Annotated in this window: 20 protein-coding genes and 1 tRNA gene; 10 read left to right on the top strand and 11 right to left on the bottom strand. The window is 69.4% G+C overall.

Annotation, left to right across the window (positions count from 1 at the left end; all coding sequences use genetic code 11):
• Positions 1–4: 4 nt before the first annotated feature.
• Both ACIA03_RS23890 and ACIA03_RS23885 read right to left on the bottom strand, forming a co-directional pair.
• Positions 5–718, bottom strand: a complete 714-nt coding sequence (locus tag ACIA03_RS23890) for an enoyl-CoA hydratase/isomerase family protein (protein ID WP_396987172.1) — start codon at positions 716–718, stop codon at positions 5–7.
• Positions 715–1536 (bottom strand): SDR family oxidoreductase, encoded by an 822-nt coding sequence (locus ACIA03_RS23885; RefSeq protein ID WP_396987170.1) that lies wholly within the window; start codon positions 1534–1536, stop codon positions 715–717. Before ACIA03_RS23885 ends, ACIA03_RS23890 begins: the two co-directional genes overlap by 4 nt.
• 90 nt (positions 1537–1626) lie before the next feature.
• Between ACIA03_RS23885 and ACIA03_RS23880 the strand changes: the two genes are divergently transcribed.
• Positions 1627–2382, top strand: coding sequence for a PaaX family transcriptional regulator C-terminal domain-containing protein (locus ACIA03_RS23880; protein ID WP_396987168.1), 756 nt, complete (start codon positions 1627–1629; stop codon positions 2380–2382).
• Between the two features lie 13 nt (positions 2383–2395).
• Here the strand turns inward: ACIA03_RS23880 and ACIA03_RS23875 are convergent, their stop codons facing one another.
• Together ACIA03_RS23875 and ACIA03_RS23870 are read right to left on the bottom strand one after the other, a co-directional pair.
• Complete coding sequence (locus tag ACIA03_RS23875) at positions 2396–4144, bottom strand: ABC transporter ATP-binding protein (protein WP_396987166.1); 1749 nt, start codon at positions 4142–4144, stop codon at positions 2396–2398.
• Entirely contained in the window at positions 4141–5919 is a 1779-nt protein-coding gene (locus ACIA03_RS23870; RefSeq protein ID WP_396987164.1) for an ABC transporter ATP-binding protein, read from the bottom strand. The genes ACIA03_RS23875 and ACIA03_RS23870 overlap by 4 nt, the downstream gene beginning before the upstream one ends.
• Positions 5920–6135: 216 nt before the next feature.
• On the opposite strand from ACIA03_RS23870, the gene ilvD reads away from it, so the two are divergent.
• Positions 6136–7818, top strand: coding sequence for a dihydroxy-acid dehydratase (gene ilvD, locus ACIA03_RS23865; protein ID WP_396987162.1), 1683 nt, complete (start codon positions 6136–6138; stop codon positions 7816–7818).
• Between the two features lie 510 nt (positions 7819–8328).
• Here ilvD and ACIA03_RS23860 read toward each other — a convergent pair.
• From ACIA03_RS23860 to ACIA03_RS23850, 3 genes are all read right to left on the bottom strand, one after another.
• Positions 8329–8703: a type II toxin-antitoxin system VapC family toxin gene (locus ACIA03_RS23860; protein WP_396987160.1), complete on the bottom strand. Its 375-nt coding sequence runs from the start codon at positions 8701–8703 to the stop codon at positions 8329–8331.
• Positions 8700–8951: a type II toxin-antitoxin system Phd/YefM family antitoxin gene (locus tag ACIA03_RS23855; RefSeq protein ID WP_396987158.1), complete on the bottom strand. Its 252-nt coding sequence runs from the start codon at positions 8949–8951 to the stop codon at positions 8700–8702. The genes ACIA03_RS23860 and ACIA03_RS23855 overlap by 4 nt, the downstream gene beginning before the upstream one ends.
• 381 nt (positions 8952–9332) lie before the next feature.
• A complete protein-coding gene (locus ACIA03_RS23850; RefSeq protein ID WP_396987156.1) occupies positions 9333–9929 on the bottom strand; it encodes a TetR/AcrR family transcriptional regulator in 597 nt (198 codons plus the stop codon).
• A 192-nt stretch (positions 9930–10121) separates the two neighbouring features.
• On the opposite strand from ACIA03_RS23850, the gene ACIA03_RS23845 reads away from it, so the two are divergent.
• Genes ACIA03_RS23845 through ACIA03_RS23830 form a run of 4 tightly spaced genes read left to right on the top strand, consistent with a single transcriptional unit; the run spans position 10122 to position 14381 of the window.
• Complete coding sequence (locus ACIA03_RS23845) at positions 10122–11453, top strand: NtaA/DmoA family FMN-dependent monooxygenase (protein ID WP_396987154.1); 1332 nt, start codon at positions 10122–10124, stop codon at positions 11451–11453.
• Positions 11450–12484, top strand: a complete 1035-nt coding sequence (locus tag ACIA03_RS23840; protein ID WP_396987152.1) for an LLM class flavin-dependent oxidoreductase — start codon at positions 11450–11452, stop codon at positions 12482–12484. The genes ACIA03_RS23845 and ACIA03_RS23840 overlap by 4 nt, the downstream gene beginning before the upstream one ends.
• 35 nt (positions 12485–12519) lie before the next feature.
• Entirely contained in the window at positions 12520–13845 is a 1326-nt protein-coding gene (locus ACIA03_RS23835) for an NtaA/DmoA family FMN-dependent monooxygenase (RefSeq protein ID WP_396987150.1), read from the top strand.
• Positions 13846–13859: 14 nt separating this feature from the next.
• Entirely contained in the window at positions 13860–14381 is a 522-nt protein-coding gene (locus tag ACIA03_RS23830) for a flavin reductase family protein (protein WP_396987149.1), read from the top strand.
• A gap of 162 nt (positions 14382–14543) precedes the next feature.
• On the opposite strand, the gene ACIA03_RS23825 is transcribed toward ACIA03_RS23830, so the two are convergent.
• From ACIA03_RS23825 to ACIA03_RS23810, 4 genes are all read right to left on the bottom strand, one after another.
• Positions 14544–14616, bottom strand: a tRNA-Lys gene (locus ACIA03_RS23825).
• An 83-nt stretch (positions 14617–14699) separates the two neighbouring features.
• Entirely contained in the window at positions 14700–16277 is a 1578-nt protein-coding gene (locus ACIA03_RS23820; protein ID WP_396987147.1) for a phytoene desaturase family protein, read from the bottom strand.
• Between the two features lie 10 nt (positions 16278–16287).
• Positions 16288–16722 carry a hypothetical protein gene (locus tag ACIA03_RS23815; RefSeq protein ID WP_396987145.1) on the bottom strand — a complete coding sequence of 145 codons (435 nt, stop codon included), beginning with the start codon at positions 16720–16722 and terminating at the stop codon, positions 16288–16290.
• Positions 16723–16724: 2 nt separating this feature from the next.
• Positions 16725–17183 (bottom strand): MarR family winged helix-turn-helix transcriptional regulator, encoded by a 459-nt coding sequence (locus tag ACIA03_RS23810; RefSeq protein WP_396987143.1) that lies wholly within the window; start codon positions 17181–17183, stop codon positions 16725–16727.
• A gap of 76 nt (positions 17184–17259) precedes the next feature.
• Here ACIA03_RS23810 and ACIA03_RS23805 point away from each other — a divergent pair, with 76 nt between their 5' ends.
• The 4 genes from ACIA03_RS23805 (at position 17260) to ACIA03_RS23790 (ending at position 21498) form a co-directional block, all read left to right on the top strand.
• Positions 17260–17640 carry an MmcQ/YjbR family DNA-binding protein gene (locus ACIA03_RS23805; protein ID WP_396987141.1) on the top strand — a complete coding sequence of 127 codons (381 nt, stop codon included), beginning with the start codon at positions 17260–17262 and terminating at the stop codon, positions 17638–17640.
• 9 nt (positions 17641–17649) lie between these two features.
• A complete protein-coding gene (locus ACIA03_RS23800) occupies positions 17650–17916 on the top strand; it encodes a transcriptional regulator (RefSeq protein WP_396987139.1) in 267 nt (88 codons plus the stop codon).
• Between the two features lie 129 nt (positions 17917–18045).
• Positions 18046–18630 carry a hypothetical protein gene (locus tag ACIA03_RS23795; protein WP_396987137.1) on the top strand — a complete coding sequence of 195 codons (585 nt, stop codon included), beginning with the start codon at positions 18046–18048 and terminating at the stop codon, positions 18628–18630.
• 141 nt (positions 18631–18771) lie between these two features.
• Positions 18772–21498 (top strand): BTAD domain-containing putative transcriptional regulator, encoded by a 2727-nt coding sequence (locus ACIA03_RS23790; RefSeq protein WP_396987136.1) that lies wholly within the window; start codon positions 18772–18774, stop codon positions 21496–21498.
• Positions 21499–21503 lie beyond the last annotated feature (5 nt).

The raw sequence follows: 21503 nt of genomic DNA, 5'->3' as shown, positions 1-21503 counted from the left end.
TCAGCTAGCCCTGCGGCAGGCCGACACTGTTCCTCTGGAAGTCGACCAGCCGCTCGTTCTCGTAAGTGATGCGGTCGGTCGTGCCCTCGAGCTCGCGAAACATCTCCTTCAGGATGCGGATCCCGTCGGACGACTGACGCGCGATGAGTCCTGCCAGGTCGAGGGCGACTGCCTCGGCTTCGTCGGCAGGGGCAGTGCGCTGGGCCAGGCCGATCGCGACCGCCTCGTCCGCCCCGACCGGGCGCCCGGTGTAGATCAGCTCCTTGGCGCGCGAGAGGCCGACGAGCTGGGTCAGCCGGGCCGGCCCGACCGGAACACCCAGCCGAGCCCCCGCCCACGCCAGCTTCAGATTGTCCCCGGCCACGCGCAGGTCGCAGCCGGCGATGATCTCGGCGCCGGCGCCCACGCAGTTGCCGACGCAGACAGCGATCGTCGGCACGGGCACCTGCTCGACAAGGCGGTAGAGCTCGGCGAACGCCTCCATCCGGGCGACCCCGCCCGCTGCGTCCAGGGGTTCGGTGACGTCCGCTCCCGCGCAGAAGGCGTCGGGAGACGTCGTGGAGAGGACGACGGCGCGCACGTCGCTGTCCTCGGACAGCTCTCGCAGCGCGTCGTTGAGCAGGTGGAGCGTCGGGGTGTCGAGGGCGTTCCGCTTCTCGGGACGGTTGAGCCGGAGGATCTCGACCTCCCCGTGCCGCTCCCGCACGAGGCTCGTCATGGCCGGTCCACGAAGATGTCGTACTCCAGGTCGCCGGTACCTCCGTACTTCGAGAAGTCGGTGACTCCGGAATCCCGAAGGACGTCCACATCCAGGAACGTGTTGCCGGTGCACTCGCGCGAGGGGCGCCGCAGGATCTCCACCGCGGCGTCGGCGACGATCTCGGGCGTACGTGACCTCTCCACCGCTGCGTCTCCGCCGAGGAGGTTCTGCACAGCGGCGGTGGCGATGAGGGTCTCGGGCCACAGGCAGTTGGCGGCGATGCCGTGCTCGGCGTACTCCGCGGCCCAGCCGAGCGTCAGCAGACTCATTCCGTACTTCGCCAGGGTGTAGGCCGGGTGTTTGCCCAGCCACTGCTGCGACAGGTTGATCGGCGGCGACAGCGAGAGGATGTGGGGGTTGGCCGATGCGCGCAGGTGGGGGAGCGACTTGCTGGTGAGCAGGTACGTCCCGCGCAGCTGGATCTGCGTCATCAGGTCGAAGCGCTTCATCGGCAGGTCTTCGGTGCCGTCGAGCGCGATCGCGGAGGCATTGTTGAGCACGATGTCGATGCCGCCGAACCGCTCGACGGTCTGCGCGACCGCGTTCTCGACCGAGGCCTCGTCGCGGACGTCGCCCACCACCGCCAGCGCCTGACCGCCCGCTTCTTCGATCTCGGCGGCGGCGGTGTGAACGGTGCCGGGGAGCCGCGGGTCGGGTTTGTCCGTCTTCGCCAGCAGCGTGACGTTGGCTCCCAGCCTGGCTGCGGCGATGCCTACGGCCAGGCCGATGCCGCGGCTGCCGCCCGACATGATGATGGTGCGTCCGGTGAGGGTCATGCCGGGGACGTTACAGATCGTCTGCGGCTGTGGCAATGATGTAAATAACACATCGTCTGCAGGTGCGGAGTCCATGTAAGATCCGGAGGGATGTCATCACCGTCCGCCGCCGATGCGAGTGCCCTTCGCCCTGTGTCGGCCCGTTCGGCGCTCCTGGGCCTGCTCATGAGCGCCGAGGTGCCGACCCTGTCCGCCCGTGAGCTCGTCGCGGGAGGCCGCCTGGTCGGCTTCTCGGAGACGACGGTCCGGGTCGCGCTCTCCCGCATGGTCGCCGCCGACGACCTGGTCCGAGCTGCCAACGGGCGATACCAGCTCTCCGAGAGGTTGAGCCAGCGCCAGCGACGTCAGGAGGCGGCGATCCACGTGCAGACAAGCGCGTGGGACGGCGAGTGGGACATGGTCGTGGTGACCGCGACCGGCCGCTCCGCCGCCGACCGTGCGAGTCTCCGCGCGACGCTCACCGAGCTCCGTCTGGCCGAGCTGCGAGAGGGCGTGTGGGTACGCCCGGCCAACCTCGACCTCGCGTGGTCCGATGAGCTCGCCGGTCTGTGCGAGCGACTGACGATGCGGCCCAGGACCGACCCTGCGGCGTTCGCCGGGAGGCTGTGGGACCTGACCGCCTGGGCCGACCGGGCGCGCGAGCTGCTGGCGGCCACCGACACCGACGACCCCGTGCTCCGCTTCACCGCCTGCGCGACGTCCGTTCGCCATCTGCTCGAGGATCCCGCCCTACCCGACGAACTGCTTCCCGCAGACTGGCCCGGCGCCGCGTTGCGCAAGGCGCACCTCGACTACAAGGACTGGCTGATCGACACTCGTCAGGCGCTGACCGAACGCATCTCCTGAGCGTACGAGCGTGTCAGCTGGTCGGATCACCGACCAGCCGCCAGCCCGCCGCAGACGTACGCTGCTGCCAGAAGTCCCGGTAGCGACCTCCGGCCGCGAGCAGGTCGGCGTGGCTGCCGCGCTCGGCGATCCGGCCGCCGTCGAGGACGATGATCTGGTCCGCGGCCGTCACCGTCTGGAGCCGGTGGGCGATGACGATGACGGTGCGGTCGGCGGCCAGGGCGGTCAGCGCCTCCTGGACCGCCGCCTCGTTCTCGGCGTCGAGAGCCGCGGTGGCCTCGTCGAGGAGGACCACGGAGGCGTCCTTGAGGAGGGCCCGGCAGATCGCGACCCGCTGACGCTCGCCGCCGGACAGCGTGGAGCCGGCCTCGCCGACCCGGGTGTCCCAGCCGTGCGGGAGCCGGGCGACGATGTCGTCGACCCGCGCCAGCCGCGCGGCCTCGTCCAGGCGGGCAGGGTCGGCGTCGGGAGCGGCGAGCAGGACGTTGTCCCGCAGGGTGCCCTCGAAGAGGTAGACGTCCTGGAAGACGATGGACACCTCGGCCATCAGCGCCTCGGTCCCCAGGTCGCGTACGTCGACACCACCGACCCGCACCGACCCCGAGGTGACGTCGTGGAACCGGGCGGCCAGCCGGAGCAGGGTCGACTTCCCGGAGCCGGAGGGCCCGACGATCGCGGTGAGAGAGCTGGCCGGAGCGGTGAAGGACACCCCGTCCAGCACCGGGGTGGAGCCGTCGTAGGAGAAGGAGACGTCGTTCATCTCCACCGCGCCGTCATGCGGGGTGCCGGGGGTGGATGGCTCGGGGAGCGGGGCGGTGTCGAGCAGGTCCAGGACTCGGCGCAACGACCCCTGAGCGATCCGCAGGGCACTGGAGAGCTCGCCGAGGTCGACCATCGACTCCACGAACCGGACGCTGAGCACCAGCAGTCCGATCGCGGTCGCGGCGGCGAGGGTGCCGCCGAGGACGAGCTGGACCGAGAGCGCGACCACCACGGTGAGCAGCGCCTGGACGGCGAGCAACTGGAGTCCGCGACCGCCGAAGCCGGTCACCAGCATCCGCCGGCTGGCCGCCCGCTGGGCGGCGAAGGCGTCCTCGACCAGCTCGTTCCCGTGGACGGTGCGACCGAAGACCCGCAGGGCCTGCTGGTTGAGCGCGAACTCCACGACCCGCGCCGACCCGTTGGCCATCGCGGCGTCGTAGCCGGCCTCGGAACGCCCGATGATCGCGCTCAGCAGGCGGGTCGCGGCGAAGACCAGGATCACGCCGGCCAGCAGCGCCACCCCGAGCCGCCACTCCAGGACCAGCAGTGCGGCGACCACGGTGATCGGGCTGATCACGGCCGAGGTCATCGGCCGGAGCAGATGGCCGGGGATCGAGGAGATGTCGGCCGCGCCCTTGGACGCCATCCTGCCGACCATCCCGGTGCGGTCGGCGTCGTACCACCCCAGCGGCAGCCGGGCGACGTGCTCTCCGAGCCGGGCCAGGGTGCGGTCGAGGAGGTCGCAGGCCAGGTCGTAGCCGGCCAGGTCGGCGAGGGCGAGCAGGACGTGGTGGGCGACCAGCAGCCCGATCAACGCCACCGCCCAGGTCGTCACCCCGTCCCAGTCCTGAGCGAAGAGCGCGACCAGCAGTGGCACCAGCGCGGCGAAGGCGAGCCCCTGGAGGATCCCGGTGGCGACGAAGGTGGCGACCACTCGCAGCATCCGCCGGCGGCCGTCGTGATCGAGGAGGGTGCTGAGCATGCGTACGACGGAGATCATCGGGCCACCTCGGCGGTCTGAGTGTGGGATCGGACGGGTTCCAGCTGAGCGCGCTGGTCGGCCTGCCACAGCCGTGCGTAGAGGCCGTCGGCGGCGAGCAGTTCGGCATGCGTGCCGGACTCGGCGACCAGGCCGGAGTCGAGGACGACGATCCGGTCGGCGCCGGTGATCGTGGAGAGCCGGTGCGCGATGACGAGCAGGGTACGTCCCGCGACCAGCCTGGAGAGCGCCTGCTGCACCTGCGCCTCCGACTCCGGGTCGGCCGCCGCGGTGGCCTCGTCGAGCACCAGGACCGGGGTGTCGGCCAGGATCGCCCGGGCGATCGCGACCCGCTGCCGCTCACCCCCGGACAGCAGCGCGTCCTCGCCGACCACCGAGTCCAGTCCGCGTGGCAGGGCGTCGAGACGGTCCAGGATCTGCGCCGCGGCCGCGGCATGACGTACGTCCTGGTCGGAGGCGTCGGGGCGGGCCAGCCGGATGTTGTCGCGGACGCTGGTACGCAGCAGGGAGGTCTCCTGGAAGACGAACGAGACCCGCTCGTAGAGCTGCTCGCTGGTCAGGCTGCGCAGGTCGCAGCCGCCGAGGGTGATCGATCCGAGCGTGGGATCCGCGAAGCGGGGCAGCAGGCGGGCCAGCGTCGACTTGCCCGACCCCGACGGGCCGACGAGTGCGGTCACGGTGCCGGGTTCCAGGGTGAGCGAGATCCCGTCGAGCACGAGTCTGCCGCCCGGCGTGTAGGCGAAGCCGACCCCGCGCAGCTCGACGCGGCCGCCCTCCGGGCGCGCGACGGTCGTCGGGGCCGGGAGCTGCGGGGTGTCCAGCAGCTCTTGGATCCGCCGCGCGGCACCTGTCGCCTCGCGCAGCTCGCGACCGGCGTACCCGGCCACGGTCACCGGTGCCGTCATCGTCAGTCCCAGCACCAGGAACGGGACCAGGTCGATCGCGGCGAGGTGACCGCCGCGCACCAGCAGCGAGCCGACGACGGCGACGATCGCGAGGGCGAGCACCGGGGTCAGGGCGAGCTCCATCACCAGCATCCCGAGCGCCGAGTGCCGCATCCAGTCGCGGTTGAACCCGCCGAAGCGCCCCGCGACCTCGGTGAACCGGCGGTGCGTGCGCCCCTCCCGGCCGAAGGTCTTGACCACCGTGATCCCGTTGACCAGCTCCACGGCGGCCGAGCCGAGCTCGGCCAGCCCGCGGTCGTACGTCTGGTAGAGCTCGGCCGCGCCGCGCATCGAGATCCGCAGACCGATGATGCCGGCGACGAGCGGGACGCAGGTGACCAGCGCCATCGTGACGTCGACCGAGAGCAGGTACGCCGCCACGGTGACCGGCAGCGTGATCGCTGCGGTCAGCTCCATCGCCGAGTGCGCGACCAGGTGGTGCAGCGCGGCCACGTCGTCCTGGACCGCCTTCTTCACCTGCCCCGAGGAGCGCTCGGTGAACCAGGCCAACGGCACCCGCCCCAGCCGGGCGACCAGGCTCCGCCGCAGCAGCACCGAGAGGTCCAGGTCGGCGGCATGGGAGAGCCAGGAGGCGGTCAGGATCGTCGCCAGCCGTACGCCGAGCGCGGCCAGGCTCACTTGGACGACCAGCCAGGCGCGGTCGGCGTCGTCGCTGCTGCCGCCGCCGGTGCCCGGTAACAGGATCCGGGCCAGCTCGACGATGCCGATCATCGGCACCAGCCCGGCGACCGTGGAGATCACGGTCAGAGCAATGCAGGCGAGAAGGCGGCCGCGTACGGGCCGGAGGATGTCGCTCAGCGGCGAGGCCATCAGGGCATGTCCTTGTCCAATGGAAAGGTCGAGGTCCGAGAAGCCTGATCAGGCAGGCCGACGGCCACCTCGGCGCTCCACGAGCTCACTCAGCGCCCAGAATCAGGAATCATTCTCATTTTGACATGATGGATCGTCGGGAGGAAGCCGCCACGCCCGGGATCCGGAAGGGTGGAGATCGGGCAGCGGGCGCTCGACCGCTATTACGCTGCTTGCATGACCGACGCACCCGACATCAAGCCCCGCTCACGCGACGTCACCGACGGCCTGGAGAGGGCCGCCGCCCGCGGGATGCTCCGCGCGGTGGGCATGGGCGACGAGGACTTCGCCAAGCCGCAGATCGGGGTCGCGTCCAGCTGGAACGAGATCACGCCCTGCAACCTGTCGCTGGACCGGCTCGCGAAGGCCGTGAAGAACGGCGTCCACGCGGGTGGCGGCTACCCGCTCGAGTTCGGCACCATCTCCGTCTCCGACGGCATCTCGATGGGACACGAGGGGATGCACTTCTCGCTGGTCAGTCGCGAGGTGATCGCCGATTCGGTCGAGGTCGTCATGAACGCCGAGCGGCTCGACGGCTCCGTCCTGCTCGCCGGCTGCGACAAGTCCCTGCCGGGGATGCTGATGGCCGCGGCTCGCCTCGACCTCGCCAGTGTGTTCCTGTACGCCGGCTCGATCATGCCCGGCCAGGTCGACGGCCGTGACGTGACGATCATCGACGCCTTCGAGGCCGTCGGTGCCTGCCTGGCCGGCAAGATCACCCGTGAGGAGGTCGACCGCATCGAGCGGGCGATCTGTCCGGGCGAGGGTGCGTGTGGCGGCATGTACACCGCCAACACGATGGCCTCGGTCGGCGAGGCGCTGGGCATGTCACTGCCGGGCAGCGCCGCTCCGCCGGCGGTGGACCGTCGCCGCGACGGGTTCGCGCACCGCTCGGGCGAGGCCGTGGTCAACCTGCTGCGCAAGGGCATCACGGCGCGCCAGATCATGACGCGCGAGGCCTTCGAGAACGCCATTGCCGTCGTGATGGCCCTCGGTGGCTCCACCAACGCCGTCCTGCACCTGCTGGCGATCGCCAACGAGGCCGAGGTCGAGCTCACCCTGGACGACTTCAACCGGATCGGCGACAAGGTCCCGCATCTGGCCGACATGAAGCCGTTCGGCAAGTACGTCATGAACGACGTCGACAAGATCGGCGGCATCCCGATGGTGATGCGCGCGCTGCTCGACGCCGGCTTGATGCACGGCGACACACTGACCGTGACGGGCAAGACGATGGCCGAGAACCTCGACGACCTCGCGCCGCCGGCCGTCGACGGCACGGTCATCCGCTCGCTCGACGCCCCGATCCACAAGAGCGGCGGGCTGACCATCCTCAAGGGCTCGCTGGCTCCCGAGGGCGCGGTCGTCAAGAGCGCCGGCTTCGACGACTCGGTCTACAGCGGCACGGCCCGGGTATTCGACGGCGAGCGGGCGGCTATGGACGCGCTCGAGGAGGGCCGGATCGCCTCTGGCGACGTCGTCGTGATCCGCTACGAGGGTCCCAAGGGCGGCCCGGGTATGCGCGAGATGCTCGCCATCACCGGCGCGATCAAGGGCGCGGGCCTCGGCAAGGACGTCATCCTGGTGACCGACGGCCGGTTCTCGGGTGGAACCACCGGCCTCTGTGTCGGCCACATCGCGCCCGAGGCCGTCGACGGCGGCCCGATCGCGTTCGTACGTGACGGCGACCCCATCACGCTCGACGTCGCCAACCGCACCCTCGAGCTCGGTGTCGACGCCGACGAGCTCGAGGAGCGCCGGATCGGCTGGGAGCCGCTGCCGCCGAAGTACACCCGCGGCGTCCTCGGCAAGTACGCCAAGACCGTGCAGTCGGCCGCGGTCGGGGCCGTCACCTGCTGAGATCCGCTACCCAACAGCACGGCCAGTTGCCGACGCGTCATCCTGCGTTCGACAACCGCGGGGACCGCAGCCAGTTTGGTTGAGCCGGTCTCAACGACAGCAACGCTGGCTGTAGCCAGCCAGGCGTTCCTACCTCGGGTCGGCAGCATCGGCACGCCTGAACTGTGCGCCCACCACATTCCCGTACGGACCCGGGGGTCTTCATTGGAAGAAGCGCTCCTGGTCGACGCGGCGCAGCCATACTCGACACCGGCTGCGATAATCCCGAACTGGACCAGCACCCCGAGTGCCGTGCAGCGCTACGTAAGCGCCACCAAGTCGCGCATGGACAAGCTCACCGACCGTTTGTCCAAGGTCGCCAAGTCGTCGAAGTGGTGACCGGCTTGGCGGCCCTGCCGCCGAACGATGCCGCGCGGACCAGGCGCTTGAGCGAGGCCATCTTGACCAGGCGGCGTCGCTGATCCGACACAAGCTGGTGAATGCTGAGTGGCTGATCCTGAGTGGGTCTGCTCAGGGAAGCGCCTTGACGTCGTACTGCCTCACCTTGTCGTCGACGGTGACGAGCGCGGCATCCTCAGCCTGGGCCTGGACGATGAGCATGCGGTCGAACGGGTCGCGGTGGATGAATGGCAGCTGTGCGAGCCGTCCGCCATGTGCGGCAGTGAGGGGGAGCTCGATGAAGCCGTCGTCCTCGATGCCGTGTGCGAAGTCGTCGTCGACCTCGAGTCGTCCGATCGACTTCTTGACCGCGATCTCGGTGATGGAGGCCGCTGACACGAACACCTGGTTGTCGAGGTTTGCGATGAGGTCGCGTGCGGCCTGCGGCAACCTCGGAGAGTCATCCCACCACCACAGGAGGATTTGGGTGTCGAGGATGAGCTTCACGAGGCGAGCGGGTCCGTGTCTTCGCCGTACCAGGCGGTTTCGTCGTCCTCGGTCCACTGGTCGAAGTCCTCGTGGATCCGTACGTGGCCCTTCATGCGTCCGGGTGAGCGTGGCGCACTCTTGGGGATCGGGCCGAGCTGTGCGACCGGGCGTCCATTTCGGGCGATGACGATCGTCTCACCGGCCTCGGCTGCATTGATCAGCCTGCTCAGCGAGGTCTTGGCCTCGTAGATGTTCACGATCGTCATGTCCTCGATGGTTTGCCGCCTCGGTCAGGTCTGACCAGACTTGTTCGGGGCGGCTTGAAACCGACCGCTGATCCAAGGTTGCCAAGCCACCAGGGGAACCTCCGATGCAAGAGGTGTGACGCGCTGCGATGCTGTCGGATCGTTGCCCTGGGGGATGAGACTCGTGGGGTCGTCCGGCGGCGTCGGGGCACAATTAGCTGCTGGTTCGATGGCTGTCAGCGGCATGTGATGCGGGACTGGGGACTCGTTGAGGGACGTCATTGCGCATCGTCCGCCCCTCCCGTCGAGTCGATGCTCGGGGTAGGCTTTCGTTCCTTGGAGTTCGTCGGACACTTGTGTAACTGGCTCAGCGTGATGCCAGGCGCCGGCAGATTCTGGCTGTCAGCGCGCGGTCTGTCCGGTCCGTCCATAGCCGCTCTCGACGATGCTCCGTAGTCGGGCGAGGGCGGCGTCGTCGGCTGCGCGGGTATTTCTGACCCATGCCACCGAGCTCACGGCCATGAAGAGATCACGGCCGTCGATGCCATCGCGTGCCTGGCCTGCGGCGCGGGCTGCCTCGAGGTAGTCGCCCGTCGACGTGATCAGGTCCGCGCACGATCGCGTCAACGGATTGCTGCTTCCGCTGGTCTTGCTGGCTATCACGAGGGGCTCGGAGAGACCGTTGTAGAGGCTGAGGTAGTCCTCCAGTGCCCGCAGCCACCGACGCAGGGCCTCGCCGGGGTCTTCGAGGTTGTCGATACGCCGCTGCCGCTTCTCGAGCTCGTCGCGTCGCTCGTTGAGCAGACCCGCGAGAAGCGCCTCGCGTGTCGGGAAGTGACGGTAGAGGGTTGCCACTCCGATGCCGGCTTCCTTGGCCACCGCCTCCAGGGAAGCGGCGACTCCCTGGGTCAGGAAGTGTGTCTCGGCCGCCTCGAGGATCCGTGCCCGGTTCCTGACGACGTCCGCCCTGGGCTTGCGACTCGTTGTGCGCGTGTTCATCCATTCCCTCTCTGCCTGCTACCACTGTGCCATACGGAGCATGACTCCGTATCCCGGCACGAGTTCGTCGTGTAATACCGGTCGCCGTCCCGGGGCGCGCCCAGTTTGCAATATGAAGGGTGCCTCCGTATTCTAAAAATGGAGGGCGGCTCCGTTTCATGGCCGCTCGGGCTGATGACGGAGGAGGACGACGTGGCTGATCGCACGATGGCGCTGGGGGTAGCGCTGGGGGACAGCTACGGTGCTCACCCCGGTGCCTGGCGGATGCCGGAAGCGGATCCCAATGCCTATGTCGACGTCGAGGTGCAGGTGCGGGCGGCGCAGACCGCTGAGCGTGGCGGTCTCGACTACGCCTTCTATCCCGACCGAGCCTTCCTGCACGGCGACCTCCGCACAGCACCGCCGATGTTCTCGATGGAGCCGCTGATGGTTCTCTCCGCCGTCGCTCATTCGACTCGGCGCATCGGTCTGGTCGCCTCGGCCTCCACATCCCTTGCCGAGCCGTACACCTTGGCTCGTCAGCTCCGTGCTCTGGACGTGATCAGCCACGGTCGCGCGGGCTGGAACGCGATCCCCAGCTACGAGCCGGAGGCCTTCGCGAACTACGGACGCAAGCCGCTGGCTCGTGAGAAGAAGTACGAACGTCTCCATGAGGTCGTCCAGGTCACCCAGGCGCTGTGGGGCAGCTGGGAGCGTGAGGCCGGCCTGCCGGACCAGGCCGCCGGCACCTTCGCGGACCCTGCACATGTCCGACCGATCAACATGGAGGGACGCCATGTCGGCTCTCGTGGGCCGATCCAGATCCCGCCGTCGGAACAGGGCCAGCCGGTGATCTTCATGCCGGCGGCCAGCGGAATGGGTCTGCAGGCGGCGGGCATGTACAGCAACGGCATCATCGCGATGCCGGACACCATGGAGGCGAGCCGCGCCCAGCGCGACATGATCCGTTCCCTCGCAGCGGCTTCCGGTCGCAGCCCGGACGAGGTGAAGTTCCTGCCGTTCGTCACCGTCAGCCTGGGTGTCAGCAAGCGCGAGGCCCTCAAGCGCCGCAGGGCCTTGGAGGAGAGGGCCGACCTCCGGTCGCGCCTGGCGCACATGTCCGCGATTCTCGGTCTGCGCCTGGACCCGGAGCGCGCCGATGTGCCGTTGGCCGGGTCCCAAATCAGCGCCCTGCGCCCGCACCCCGGCGTGCCGCGTGCTGCCCGTGCGGCGGAGCTTGCGAGTGAGGGCTGGTCACCACTCGACCTCCTCGCCCATGGTGTCCTCGATCCCAACCCGGGCGTGGTCGGGACCCCCGAGGATGCTGCCGACATGCTCCAGGAGTGGATCGAGGCAGGCGTCTGCGATGGCTTCACCCTGGCGGTCGACAACCTGCACGACGGCCTCGACGACTTCGTCGACCAGGTCGTACCCGAGCTGCGCAAGCGCGGGCTGCGGCCGGCCGACTACCAGGGCACCACCCTTCGCGACCACCTCGGCCTGCCCGAACAGCTCGGCGTCGATCCGCGGCTCGCGGCGAAATGACCACCCTGGACCCGAAAGGTCTTCCTGTGTCTGTGAACGTCCCCCTGTCCGTCTTGGACCTGGCTCGCGTTGGTCCGGGTGAGACCGTTGCCGAAGGCATCGATCGCAGCGTACGCCTGGCGCAGACCGCGGACAGGCTCGGCTATGAGCGGGTGTGGTTCTCCGAGCATCACAACATGCCGGGGATCGCGTCGTCTGCCACCGCGCTGGTGATCCAGCACGTGGCTGCCCACACCACACGTATCCGCGTGGGTGCCGGTGGGATCATGCTGCCGAACCATTCGCCGCTGGTGATCGCCGAGCAGTTCGGCACGCTTGACGCGCTGTATCCGGGGCGCATCGACCTGGGGCTGGGTCGCGCTCCTGGGACCGACCAGGCGACGATGCGTGCGCTGCGCCGAGACGGGCGCGAGGCGGGACGATTCCCGGAGGATGTCGTCGAGCTGCACGGCTTCCTCGATGAGGAGTCGCCCGTCCCCGGCGTCAAGGCCCATCCGGGCGAGGGGGCCAAGGTGCCGATCTACATCCTGGGATCGTCCCTCTTCGGCGCGCGGTTGGCCGCCCAGCTCGGGCTGCCATACGCCTTCGCCTCCCACTTCGCCCCAGCGATGCTGCATCAGGCAGCGCAGGCGTACCGCCGCGACTTCGACCCGTCGGCCCCGCTCGCGGGTCCTGGCGCGAAGCCTTGGTTCATGGCGGCCGTCAACGTCGTTGCGGCAGACGATGCCGACGCCGCCGATGAACAGCGGCGCAGGTTCGAGGACGAATGGCTTCGCGATGTCCTGGGGCGGGAGCGCACGTTGGCTACAGCGGAGCTGGAGGTCGTTCGTCGGCACCCGCATGGCCAGCAGGTCCTCTCGATGCTCGAACACAGTGTGGTCGGTGCTCAGGACCAGGTCGTTGCCGGCCTGGACGCCTTTGCGGCTGGGGTCCAGGCCGATGAGCTGATCGTGGTGAACATGGCCTTCGACGAGGACCACAAGCACCGCACGCTGGAGATGCTGGCGCCACATTCACACGGTGCGGCTTGACCTTGACATCGATATCAACATCTCAGGTTGGATAGATGACTGAACGCAAGATGATCCTCGGCATGATGCTCGGGGACGGCTACGGGGTCCTCCCGGGCGCATGGCGTGCGCCCCACGTCGACCCAGGAAATTACGCGAGGATCGACGCGAACATCCGTTACGCGCAGGCCGCGGAGCGTGGCGGGTTCGCGTTCGTCTTCACGCCGGACTTCCCGGCCGTACGCGGCGACGTCGAGCGCGCGGCGATGAGCAATGTCATGGATCCGCTCATGGTGGCGGCTGCGATCTCGCAGGCGACGGAGAAGATCGGGTTCGTGCTGACCGGCTCCACGACGTTCCAGGAGCCGTTCAACACTGCGCGGCAGTTCAAGGTGCTGGACATCATGAGCCACGGGCGAGCCGGGTGGAACGCGGTCACGACGAGTGATGCAGCCGTCGCTGCGAACTACGGCAAGCCGGTCGCGGAACGTGGGGAGCGCTACCAGCGGGCCCATGAGTCGGCCCAGATCGTGCAGGCGCTGTGGGGCAGCTGGGAGAAGGATGCCTGGATCAAGGATCAGGAGTCGGGCCGCTTCATCGACCCGGCGAAGCTGCAGCCCATCAACCTCGGAGGAACCTACGTCGCGTCGAGAGGTCCGCTCGCCCTGCCGCCGTCGGAGCAGGGTCAGCCGGTGATCTTCACCTCAGGTGGTCCGAGTCCCCATCTGCTCGAGTTCGCGGGGCGATTCGCGAGCGGGTTCATCGCCGAGGTGTGGACGATCGAGGAGGCCCGTGCCCAGCGCGACGCGGTGCGGAAGGCCGCTGAGGAGGCGGGGCGGGATCCCGACGACATCAAGTACATCGCGGGGCTCATGACGACTGTCGCGCCAACGGTTCGGGAAGGGCTTGATCGGCGCATCGCGTTCTCGGGCGACGTGATCGATGCCCGGTTGCCGCACCTGAGCTCGATGATCGGGGTCTGGCTCCAACGTGAGGATCTCGACGTACCGCTCTCTGCGGAGCAGCTAGCCGCGGCGCGTGTGTCCTCGGCCGATCCGCGTGCTGGCATCGCGCTCGAGGTCGCGCGCGAAGGGTGGTCGCCGCGCGACATCCTGGCGCACGGGGTGATCGACTACCACCCGACGACCGTTGGCCCGGGCGAGGCGCACGCCGATCATCTCCAGGAGTGGTTCGAGGCGGGTGCTGCAGACGGGTTCTGGATCCTGCCTGACATCTTCGAAGACGGCGTCGACGCCTTCGTCGACGAGGTGGTGCCGATCCTGCGTGCGCGGGGCCTCTACCCGGAAGACTACGTCGGGTCGACGCTACGCGGGAACCTCGGCGTGCCCGAGCAGTACGGCGTCGGGGACTGGCTCTCGTGATCACACCCGACCAGATGCGTCGCACCCTCGCGGGCTTCGCGACGGGTCTCTCCGTGGTGGCTGCGGAGGTCGAGGGCCGAGTCGTCGGGATGCCGGCGAACTCGCTCGTGTCCGTATCGCTCGACCCGCCCCTCGTATCGCTGTCGTTCGCGCACACCTCGACAACGTGGCCGGTGCTGCGGCGGGCGCAACGCTGGGGCATCAGCGTGCTCGGCGAAGGGAACGAGCAGGTCCTGCACGACCTGCGCCGTCCCACCGCCGAGCGCTTCGACGGAGTCGAGATGGATCTGTCGGGTCAGGCCGCCTTCATGCCAGGGGCTCTCGCGACCATCGAGGTCGCCCCGCACACCGCGGTCGAGGCAGGCGACCACACGCTCATGCTGCTCGAGGTGCTCGCGCTCGACCTCGACGGAACACAGGCACCACTGGTGTTCTTCGGAAGCCAGGTCCGAACGCTCGCCGGCCGAGTCGCAGCTTTCGGCGCGTCTGAGGTGAAGATGGGCGACGGTCAGCCATCCAGGCCACTTGGCCACTGACTCGGTAACCAGCCGCTGAGCCGTCAGTCGGAGGCCCAGCGGCGCCCACTGTAGGTGAAGGTTTGGGGACTCAATTCGGAGGACCTCATGTTCCCGCGGCGAGAAAAGGAGAATCGCCCCCGACCTGGTTTGACCAGATCGGGGGCGATATTTTCTATCGAGTACGCCATGTAGGACTTGAACCTACAACCCGCTGATTAAGAGTCAGCTGCTCTACCAATTGAGCTAATGGCGCATGTCTTGGAGCCCGTCAGGCGCGCTCGGCGACGAGAAGAACAGTAGCAGCGGGCGCGGATACGGCCCAAATCGAGGAGGGGGTCAGCGGAGCTCCAGGACGGCCTGGGCGGCGTTGTGGCCGCCGAGGCCGGAGACGGCCCCGCCGCGGCGGGCGCCGGAGCCGCACAGCAGGACCGATCCGAGGTCGGTGGCGACGCCCCAGCGGGCGGCCGGAGTGGTCAGATCGGCGTCGTCGGGAGCCCAGGGCCAGGCGAGGTCGCCGTGGAAGATGTGGCCGCCGGGCATGGCCAGGTCGGCCTCGATCTCCTGGGGGATCTTGGCCTCGATGCACGCCTCGCCATCCGCGTTCCGGGCGACGACGGAGCTGATCGGGTCGAGCAGGTGTCGGTCGAGGGAGGCGATGGCGCGCTCGACAGCCTGCTCCTTGCGCTCCGAGCGCGTCGCGGGATCCTCGAAGAGGGTCGCCGGGGTGTGCAGGCCGAAGTAGGTGAGGGTCTGGGTGCCGGGCGGCACGTCGCCGAGGATCGAGGGGTCGGTCAGCGAGTGGCAGTAGACCTCGCCGGGCATCTCGGTCGGCACCGAGCCGGCGGCGGCCTCGGCGTACGCCTTCTCGAGCTCCGAGTAGGACTCGCCGAGGTGGAGGGTGCCGGCGAAGGCGACCTTCGGGTCCTCGCCGGAGCGCAGTCGGGGGAGCCGCTCGAGGAGCATGTTGATCTTGAGCTGGGCACCCACGGGCTTGACCGCAGGAGAGGGCGTGCGGCCGAGGAGGCCGTCGAGGACGTACGGAGCCAGGCCGGAGAGCACGTACCCGGCGGCCACGGTGTGGGATCCGGAGGCGTCGGTCCAGGTGACCTCGGCACCCTCGCCGGCGGCTCCGCCGCGGATCGAGGTGACGGTCGCGCCGGTGAGGACCTGCGCCCCGCCCGCGTACACGGCCTTGGTAATGGCCCCGGTGACCGCGCCCATGCCGCCGACCGGGACCCGCCACTCGCCGGTCCCGTTGCCGATCAGGTGGTAGAGGAAGCAGCGGTTCTGGATCAGGCTCGCCTCGCCGAGGCCCGCGAAGGTGCCGATCAGGGCATCGGTGGCGACCACGCCGCGCACGAGGTCGTTGCCGAAGCGGCGCTCGATCGCCTCCCCCAGAGGGCGCTCGACGAGGTCGCGCCAGATCGGCGCACCCACCTTCGAGCGGATCGCGGCGGCCGTCGACAGCGGCGAGGTGAGGGTGGGCGCAACGACCCGGGCCAGATCCGCGACCTCCTCGTAGAACGACTGCCACGCGGCGTACTCCTCGTCCGACCCGGTCGCCGCGCGGAAGCTGGCCGCGGTGGCCTCGCCCTCGGGTGTCTCGACGAGAAGACCGGTGGCGCGCGAGCCGTCGAGGAACGGGGAGTACGACGCGGTCTGCCGTGACGCGAGCTCGATGTCGAGCCCGAGGTCGGTGCGGATCTGCTCGGGGAGCAGCGAGACCAGGTAGGAGTAGCGCGAGAGCCGGGTCGGGAAGCCCTCGAACGCCTGCGCCGAGATCGCCGCGCCGCCGACATGGTCGAGCCGCTCCAGCACCAGGACCGAGAGGCCCGCCCGGCTCAGATAGGCCGCGGCGGTGAGGCCGTTGTGTCCGCCGCCGGCCACCACTACGTCGTACGTCTCCTGTGCCATGCCCCCGATCCTAGGAGGCGGCCAGAGCGGCGTTGGCCCGTTCGGTGAGGGTGGCCAGGACGCGCGCGGTCGCGGCGAGATCCTCGGCCGGGATGTCGGCGAAGAACGTCCTGGTCAGAGGCTGGCTGCGCGTCGTGATCTCCTGCTGGAGCCGGTCGCCCTCCTCGGTGAGGGTGAGGCCGTCGGCGATCAGGCCGCGAGCGATCGCGGCGTCGAGGTGGGACTCGACCTCGGCCGCGGAGACCTTGATGTTGCCGGCGGTCGTCGCGACGAGATCGGCGCGCGTCGCCTCGCCCCGGCTCAGGTAGTTGAGCAGGAGCGACTGCTCGAAGGTCAGGTCGTAGTCGTCGAGCACGTCGAGGAGGTTCTTGCGGATCGCGAAGTAGGCGACGCCCAGGTTGGCGCCGGTGACAGGGCCGGGAACAAGGGGAGTGGTGGTGGTCATGATCAGTCTCCTGGGGTGGGATCGGTGTCGATGGGTGCGGTGAGCATCGCCTCGAGCGCTGCCTGCGCCTCGGCGGCACGGCGGCTGTTGCGGCCGCCGAGAGGTGCGGTGAGCTGGTCGAGCAATCGACTGGTCACCGTGATCGCCTCGCGGGTCACCTCGGTGCCCTCGGGCGTGATGGCGAGACGTACGGCTCGGGTGTCCTTGGCGTCGCGGACGCGCTCGACCCAGCCCTTCGCCTCGAGCTGGCGGGCGAGCTTGGAGACGTACATCGGCTCCAGCCCGGTGAGGTCGGCCAGCTGCTTCTGTGTCGGGGCCTCCGAGGCGCGGAGACCGTAGAGGGAGGCGATGAGCGAGTACTGCGCGTGGGTGAGACCCAGGGGCGCGAGCGCTCGGTCCATCGACACCCGCAGACGCATGGCGAGCCGCCATGCGACGTATCCGATCGTCTGCTTCTTCATGACAGAAACCGTACATGTTGATCATAAACATGTATAGCAATTAAGGATGTCGGTGCTGCCTGGCAGGATCGGAGGCATGGCTGAACGTCCAGAGGTTCCCGAGGCGATGGTGGCGCGGCTGCGGGAGATCCTCGGCGCGTTCCCGAAGTGCCTCGAGGACGACGCCTGGGTCGGTGTCCGCTGGCGGGTCGGCCAGGCGACGATCGCGCACGTCTTCGGCGGGGAGGACCAGCTCTTCCGGATCGTGTTCCGGGGGGAGCCCGACGAGGTGGTGGCCTTCGAGCACCTGGGTCACCCCTACTTCAAGGCCGGCTGGGGCGGCAACGTGGTCGGGATGATCCTCGACGACGACACCGACTGGGACGAGGTCGCCGAGCTCCTGACAGACTCCTACTGCATCCAGGCTCCGGCGAAGCTGGCCGGTCTCGTGGAACGTCCGGCGGTGGGGACGGAGTAGGGTCCGCTCGTGCACATCGAGCAGGTCAAGAAGTACGTCGCTTCCTCGCTGCTCTGCTCCGTCGTGATGCTGCACTCCCTGGCGATGGCCGCGCTCGGTGCGACCGGCGCCGACAAAGGCGGTGCGCGCGAGGGTCTTTTCGTGATCTCGGTGCTGCTGGGAGCGGCGGCGGTGGGCGGCGTACGCCTGATCAACAAGCTCTCGCTGGTCACGCCGTGGTTTCTCGTGGCGCCGGTGATTCCGACGCTCGTCTACTACGTCGTCCTGTGGAAATAGTTGCGAAGAGTTGAAGCCCGGATTGGGACCTTAGGCCCTAGGCCGACCGCTTGGACTCCGGCATGTTGCCATGGTAAATCCAGGGGAACAATTTCCTGTCCACGGCAACAAATTTCATAAGGAGTGCGTGTGCGTCGTTTGGCCATGCTGATCCTCGGGGGAGCCGTTGCGGCGGCCGGGGTCGGCTGCGGTTCGGACAGTTCCGTCGACTACGGGTTGTACAGCAACAACCATGGTGAGAACCCGGCGATGGAGAAGAAGGTGATCACCGTCGACAGCACCGAGAGGATCCAGCAGAACCAACAGCTCGGGCTGACGGGCGAGGGCACCATCAAGGGCGAAGCACCCGGAATCCTGTTGAGGGTGATCGTGCAGGACGTCTTCGAGACGTCCTTCACCGACGGCACCGTGACCCCGCCGGGGTCGCGTGTGATGGCCGTCGAGATCCAGGTCGTCAATGCCGGGTCGAGGGTCTTCAACGACACCCCGGCCACGGGCACGACGGTCATCGATGCCTCGGGCAAGAAGTACAAGAGCCAGCCCAGCACGGTGACGGTCGACGGCGGCGAGGTGTTCCCGAACCCGTTCGGGCTGCAGCCGCGTGACCAGCGGACGGCACTGGTGCCCTTCGTCGTCCCGGTCGGGGTGAACATCAAGCAGGTCAGGTTCCAGATCGACAAGGGCGGCGAGAGCGGCCTGTGGCGGGTTCCGTAGACCGGAAGCCCTTAAATCTGGTTTCAGTACCACCACCAGGCAACCTTCTGGCGGCATTCCGCGTCACCATCGGTGTCGTGATGAGACGATGGTACGTCTCGGACGTAATGACGTAATGCTGCGTGGTCAACTGGAGGTGTGGTGCGGGTCCGGGTCCTTGGCGCCGTCGAGCTGATCTGTGACGACGGCACGGTGCAGAGACTGTCGCGTACGCGACGGACCCTGCTTGCCCTGCTGGCCGCCGCGCGTGGAGCGCCGGTCTCCTCCGACCTGTTGGTCGACGAGCTGTGGAGAGGTTCACCCCCGGCGACGGGGGTGAACCTCCTTCACCAGCGCGTCCGGGACCTGCGTCGTGCGCTCGGCGAGGATCGCCACCGCCTGGAGAGCCGGGCGAACGGCTACGCGCTGGTCGGCGCGGACGTCGACCAGGCCCGCTTCGAGGACCTGGTCGAGCAGGGCCGGGCCTCCGCCGAGGCCGGCGACCACGAGCGGGCCAGCATGCTCTTCGATGCCGCCCTGGGGCTGTGGACCGGTGGTGCCTACGGCGCGGTCGGTGAGTCCCGGATGATCGCGACCGAGTCCGCCCGTCTCGAGGAGCTGCGCCTGGTCGCCGTCGAGTCGCGGGCCGCCGCCGACCTGGCGCTCGGCCGGCAGGCTGCGGTGGTCGGCGACCTGGGACCGGTCGTGCAGGCCAACCCGCTCCGCGAGGGTCTGTGGCTCCTGCTGATGACGGCGCTGTGGCACTCCGGCCGTACGGCCGAGGCCCTGGATGCCTACCAGCGACTCTTCCGTGTCCTCCGGGACGAGCTCGGGGTCGAGCCGTCCAAGGACGTACGCGACCTGCAGCTGCGGATCCTCGACGGAGACGATCCCGAGCCCGCGGCGGCACGGGCCCACGCGGAGATCGTGCCGCGCCAGCTGCCGCCGGTCGTCGCCACCTTCGCGGGGCGCGAGGACCAGCTGACGAAGCTGGACCAGCTGGTCACCGAGGACGATGGCCGCGCTGTCGTGATCTCGGCGATCGCGGGCACGGCGGGGATCGGCAAGACGACGCTGGCGCTCTACTGGGCGCACCGGAGCGCCCCACGCTTCCCTGACGGACAGGTGTTCGTGAACCTGCGCGGCTTCGACCCGCGCGACGCGCTCGACCCGCTGGATGCGCTCGGTGTGGTGCTCGAGGCGTTCGGGGTGGAGCGATCCCGCCAGCCCCAGGACATCGACGGCCGGGCCGGGCTGCTGCGCAGCAGGCTCGCCGGCAAGCGGGTGCTGCTCGTGCTCGACAACGCCCGCGACAGCGAGCAGGTCCGCAGCCTCGTCCCGGGCAGTCCTGGCTGCGTGACCCTGGTGACCAGCCGGAACCGGCTCTCCGGCCTGGTCGCGGAGGCCGGCGCGAAGCCGATGGAGCTGGGCCTGCTCGACGACGCCGAGGCCTACCAGCTGCTGGCCGGACGGCTCGGCGAGGAACGGCTGCTGGCCGAGCCGGAGGCGGTCGACCGGATCATCGAGCTGTGCGCCTCGCTGCCGTTGACCCTGTCGGTGGTGGCGGCCCGGGCCGCGACCCGGCCGGCCTATGCCCTCGCCGACCTGGCAGAGGAGCTCGGCGAGTCCCGTCTGGACGGGTTCGGCGGCGGTCGCGGGGATCTCCGGGCGACCTTCTCGTGGTCGGTCCGGCACCTGTCCGAGGATGCGGCCCGGCTGTTCCGGCTGATCGGCCTGCATCCCGGGCCGACGCTCACCGTCCTGGCCGCGGCCAGCCTGGCCGGGATCTCCCGGGTGCGGGTCCGTCGCCTGCTCGACGAGCTCACCGAGGCCAACCTGCTGACCGAGGTCGCGCCCGGCCGGTTCGTGCTGCACGACCTGCTCCGGGAGTACGCCGCCGATCTCGCCACGGGTGAGCCGGACTCGCTGCGCGAGGGGGCCGAGCTGCGGATGATCGACCACTACGTGTTCAGCGCTCGGGCCGTGCACAGCGCCTACGACCCCCATCAGAGCCATCTCGGCACCACCGAGCCGATGCGAGACGGGGTCACCATCGAGGTGGTCGGCGACAGCGGCGAGGCGCTCGCCTGGATCGCCGTTCAGCTGCCGGTGATCTCCCGGGTGATCGACGTCGCTGTGGCCCGGGGCATCGCGCCCGATCGGATCGTGCTGCTCGTCGGAGCCCTCGAGCGCCTGCTCGACCTCCAAGGACGCTGGATCGAGCTGGCGGCGCTGGCCGAGGCCGCGCTCCCCGGCGTTCGGCGCAGCGTCTCGCAGGGCGGCGACCCGGCCGGGCTCGGCGTCATGCACCGCGCCGCCGGGGCGGCCTGCGGGCGCCTGGGCCGGGTCGAGGACGCTCTCGACCACCTCCGTCGGGCCCTCGACCTGGCGATGGAGTCCGGCGACCTGGTCGCGGAGGGAAAGACCCTGCACCGGCTGGCCACCGTGGCCACGGCCTCCGGCGATCACGCCGGGGCTGCTGCGTACGCGGCGCGGGCGGCGGACGTCTTCGCGCGCGGGGGCGACCCGATCCGGGCGGCCTGGACGACCGGGCGGCTGGGTCTCTACGAGGCCCTCGACGGGGCGTACGAATCGGGGCTGCGGCACTGCGAGGCGGCGCTCGCCGAGCTGCGCCGGGTGGCTCCCGGCTATCGCAGCGAGGGCAACGTCGTCGCCACCATCGGCTGGATCCACCAGCAGCTCGGCGCGGTCGACGAGGCGGCCGGGCACTTCGAGGAGGCCGTGACCAAGCTGCGTGCCGCCGGTGACCTGCCCGGTCTGGCCGACGCGCTCGGCCATCTGGCCGAGGCCCGCGCCGCTCTGGGCAAGCACGAGGACGCCCGCTGCGCGAGGGTCGAGTGCGACTCGATCCTCGCGCAGCTGGGCTGAGCGCC

The organism is Nocardioides sp. NPDC051685 (assembly GCF_044453405.1).
In the GTDB taxonomy this organism is placed as follows: Bacteria; Actinomycetota; Actinomycetes; order Propionibacteriales; family Nocardioidaceae; genus Nocardioides.
Note: the sequence above shows the minus strand (reverse complement) of the source record. Positions and strands in the feature narration are given on the sequence as shown.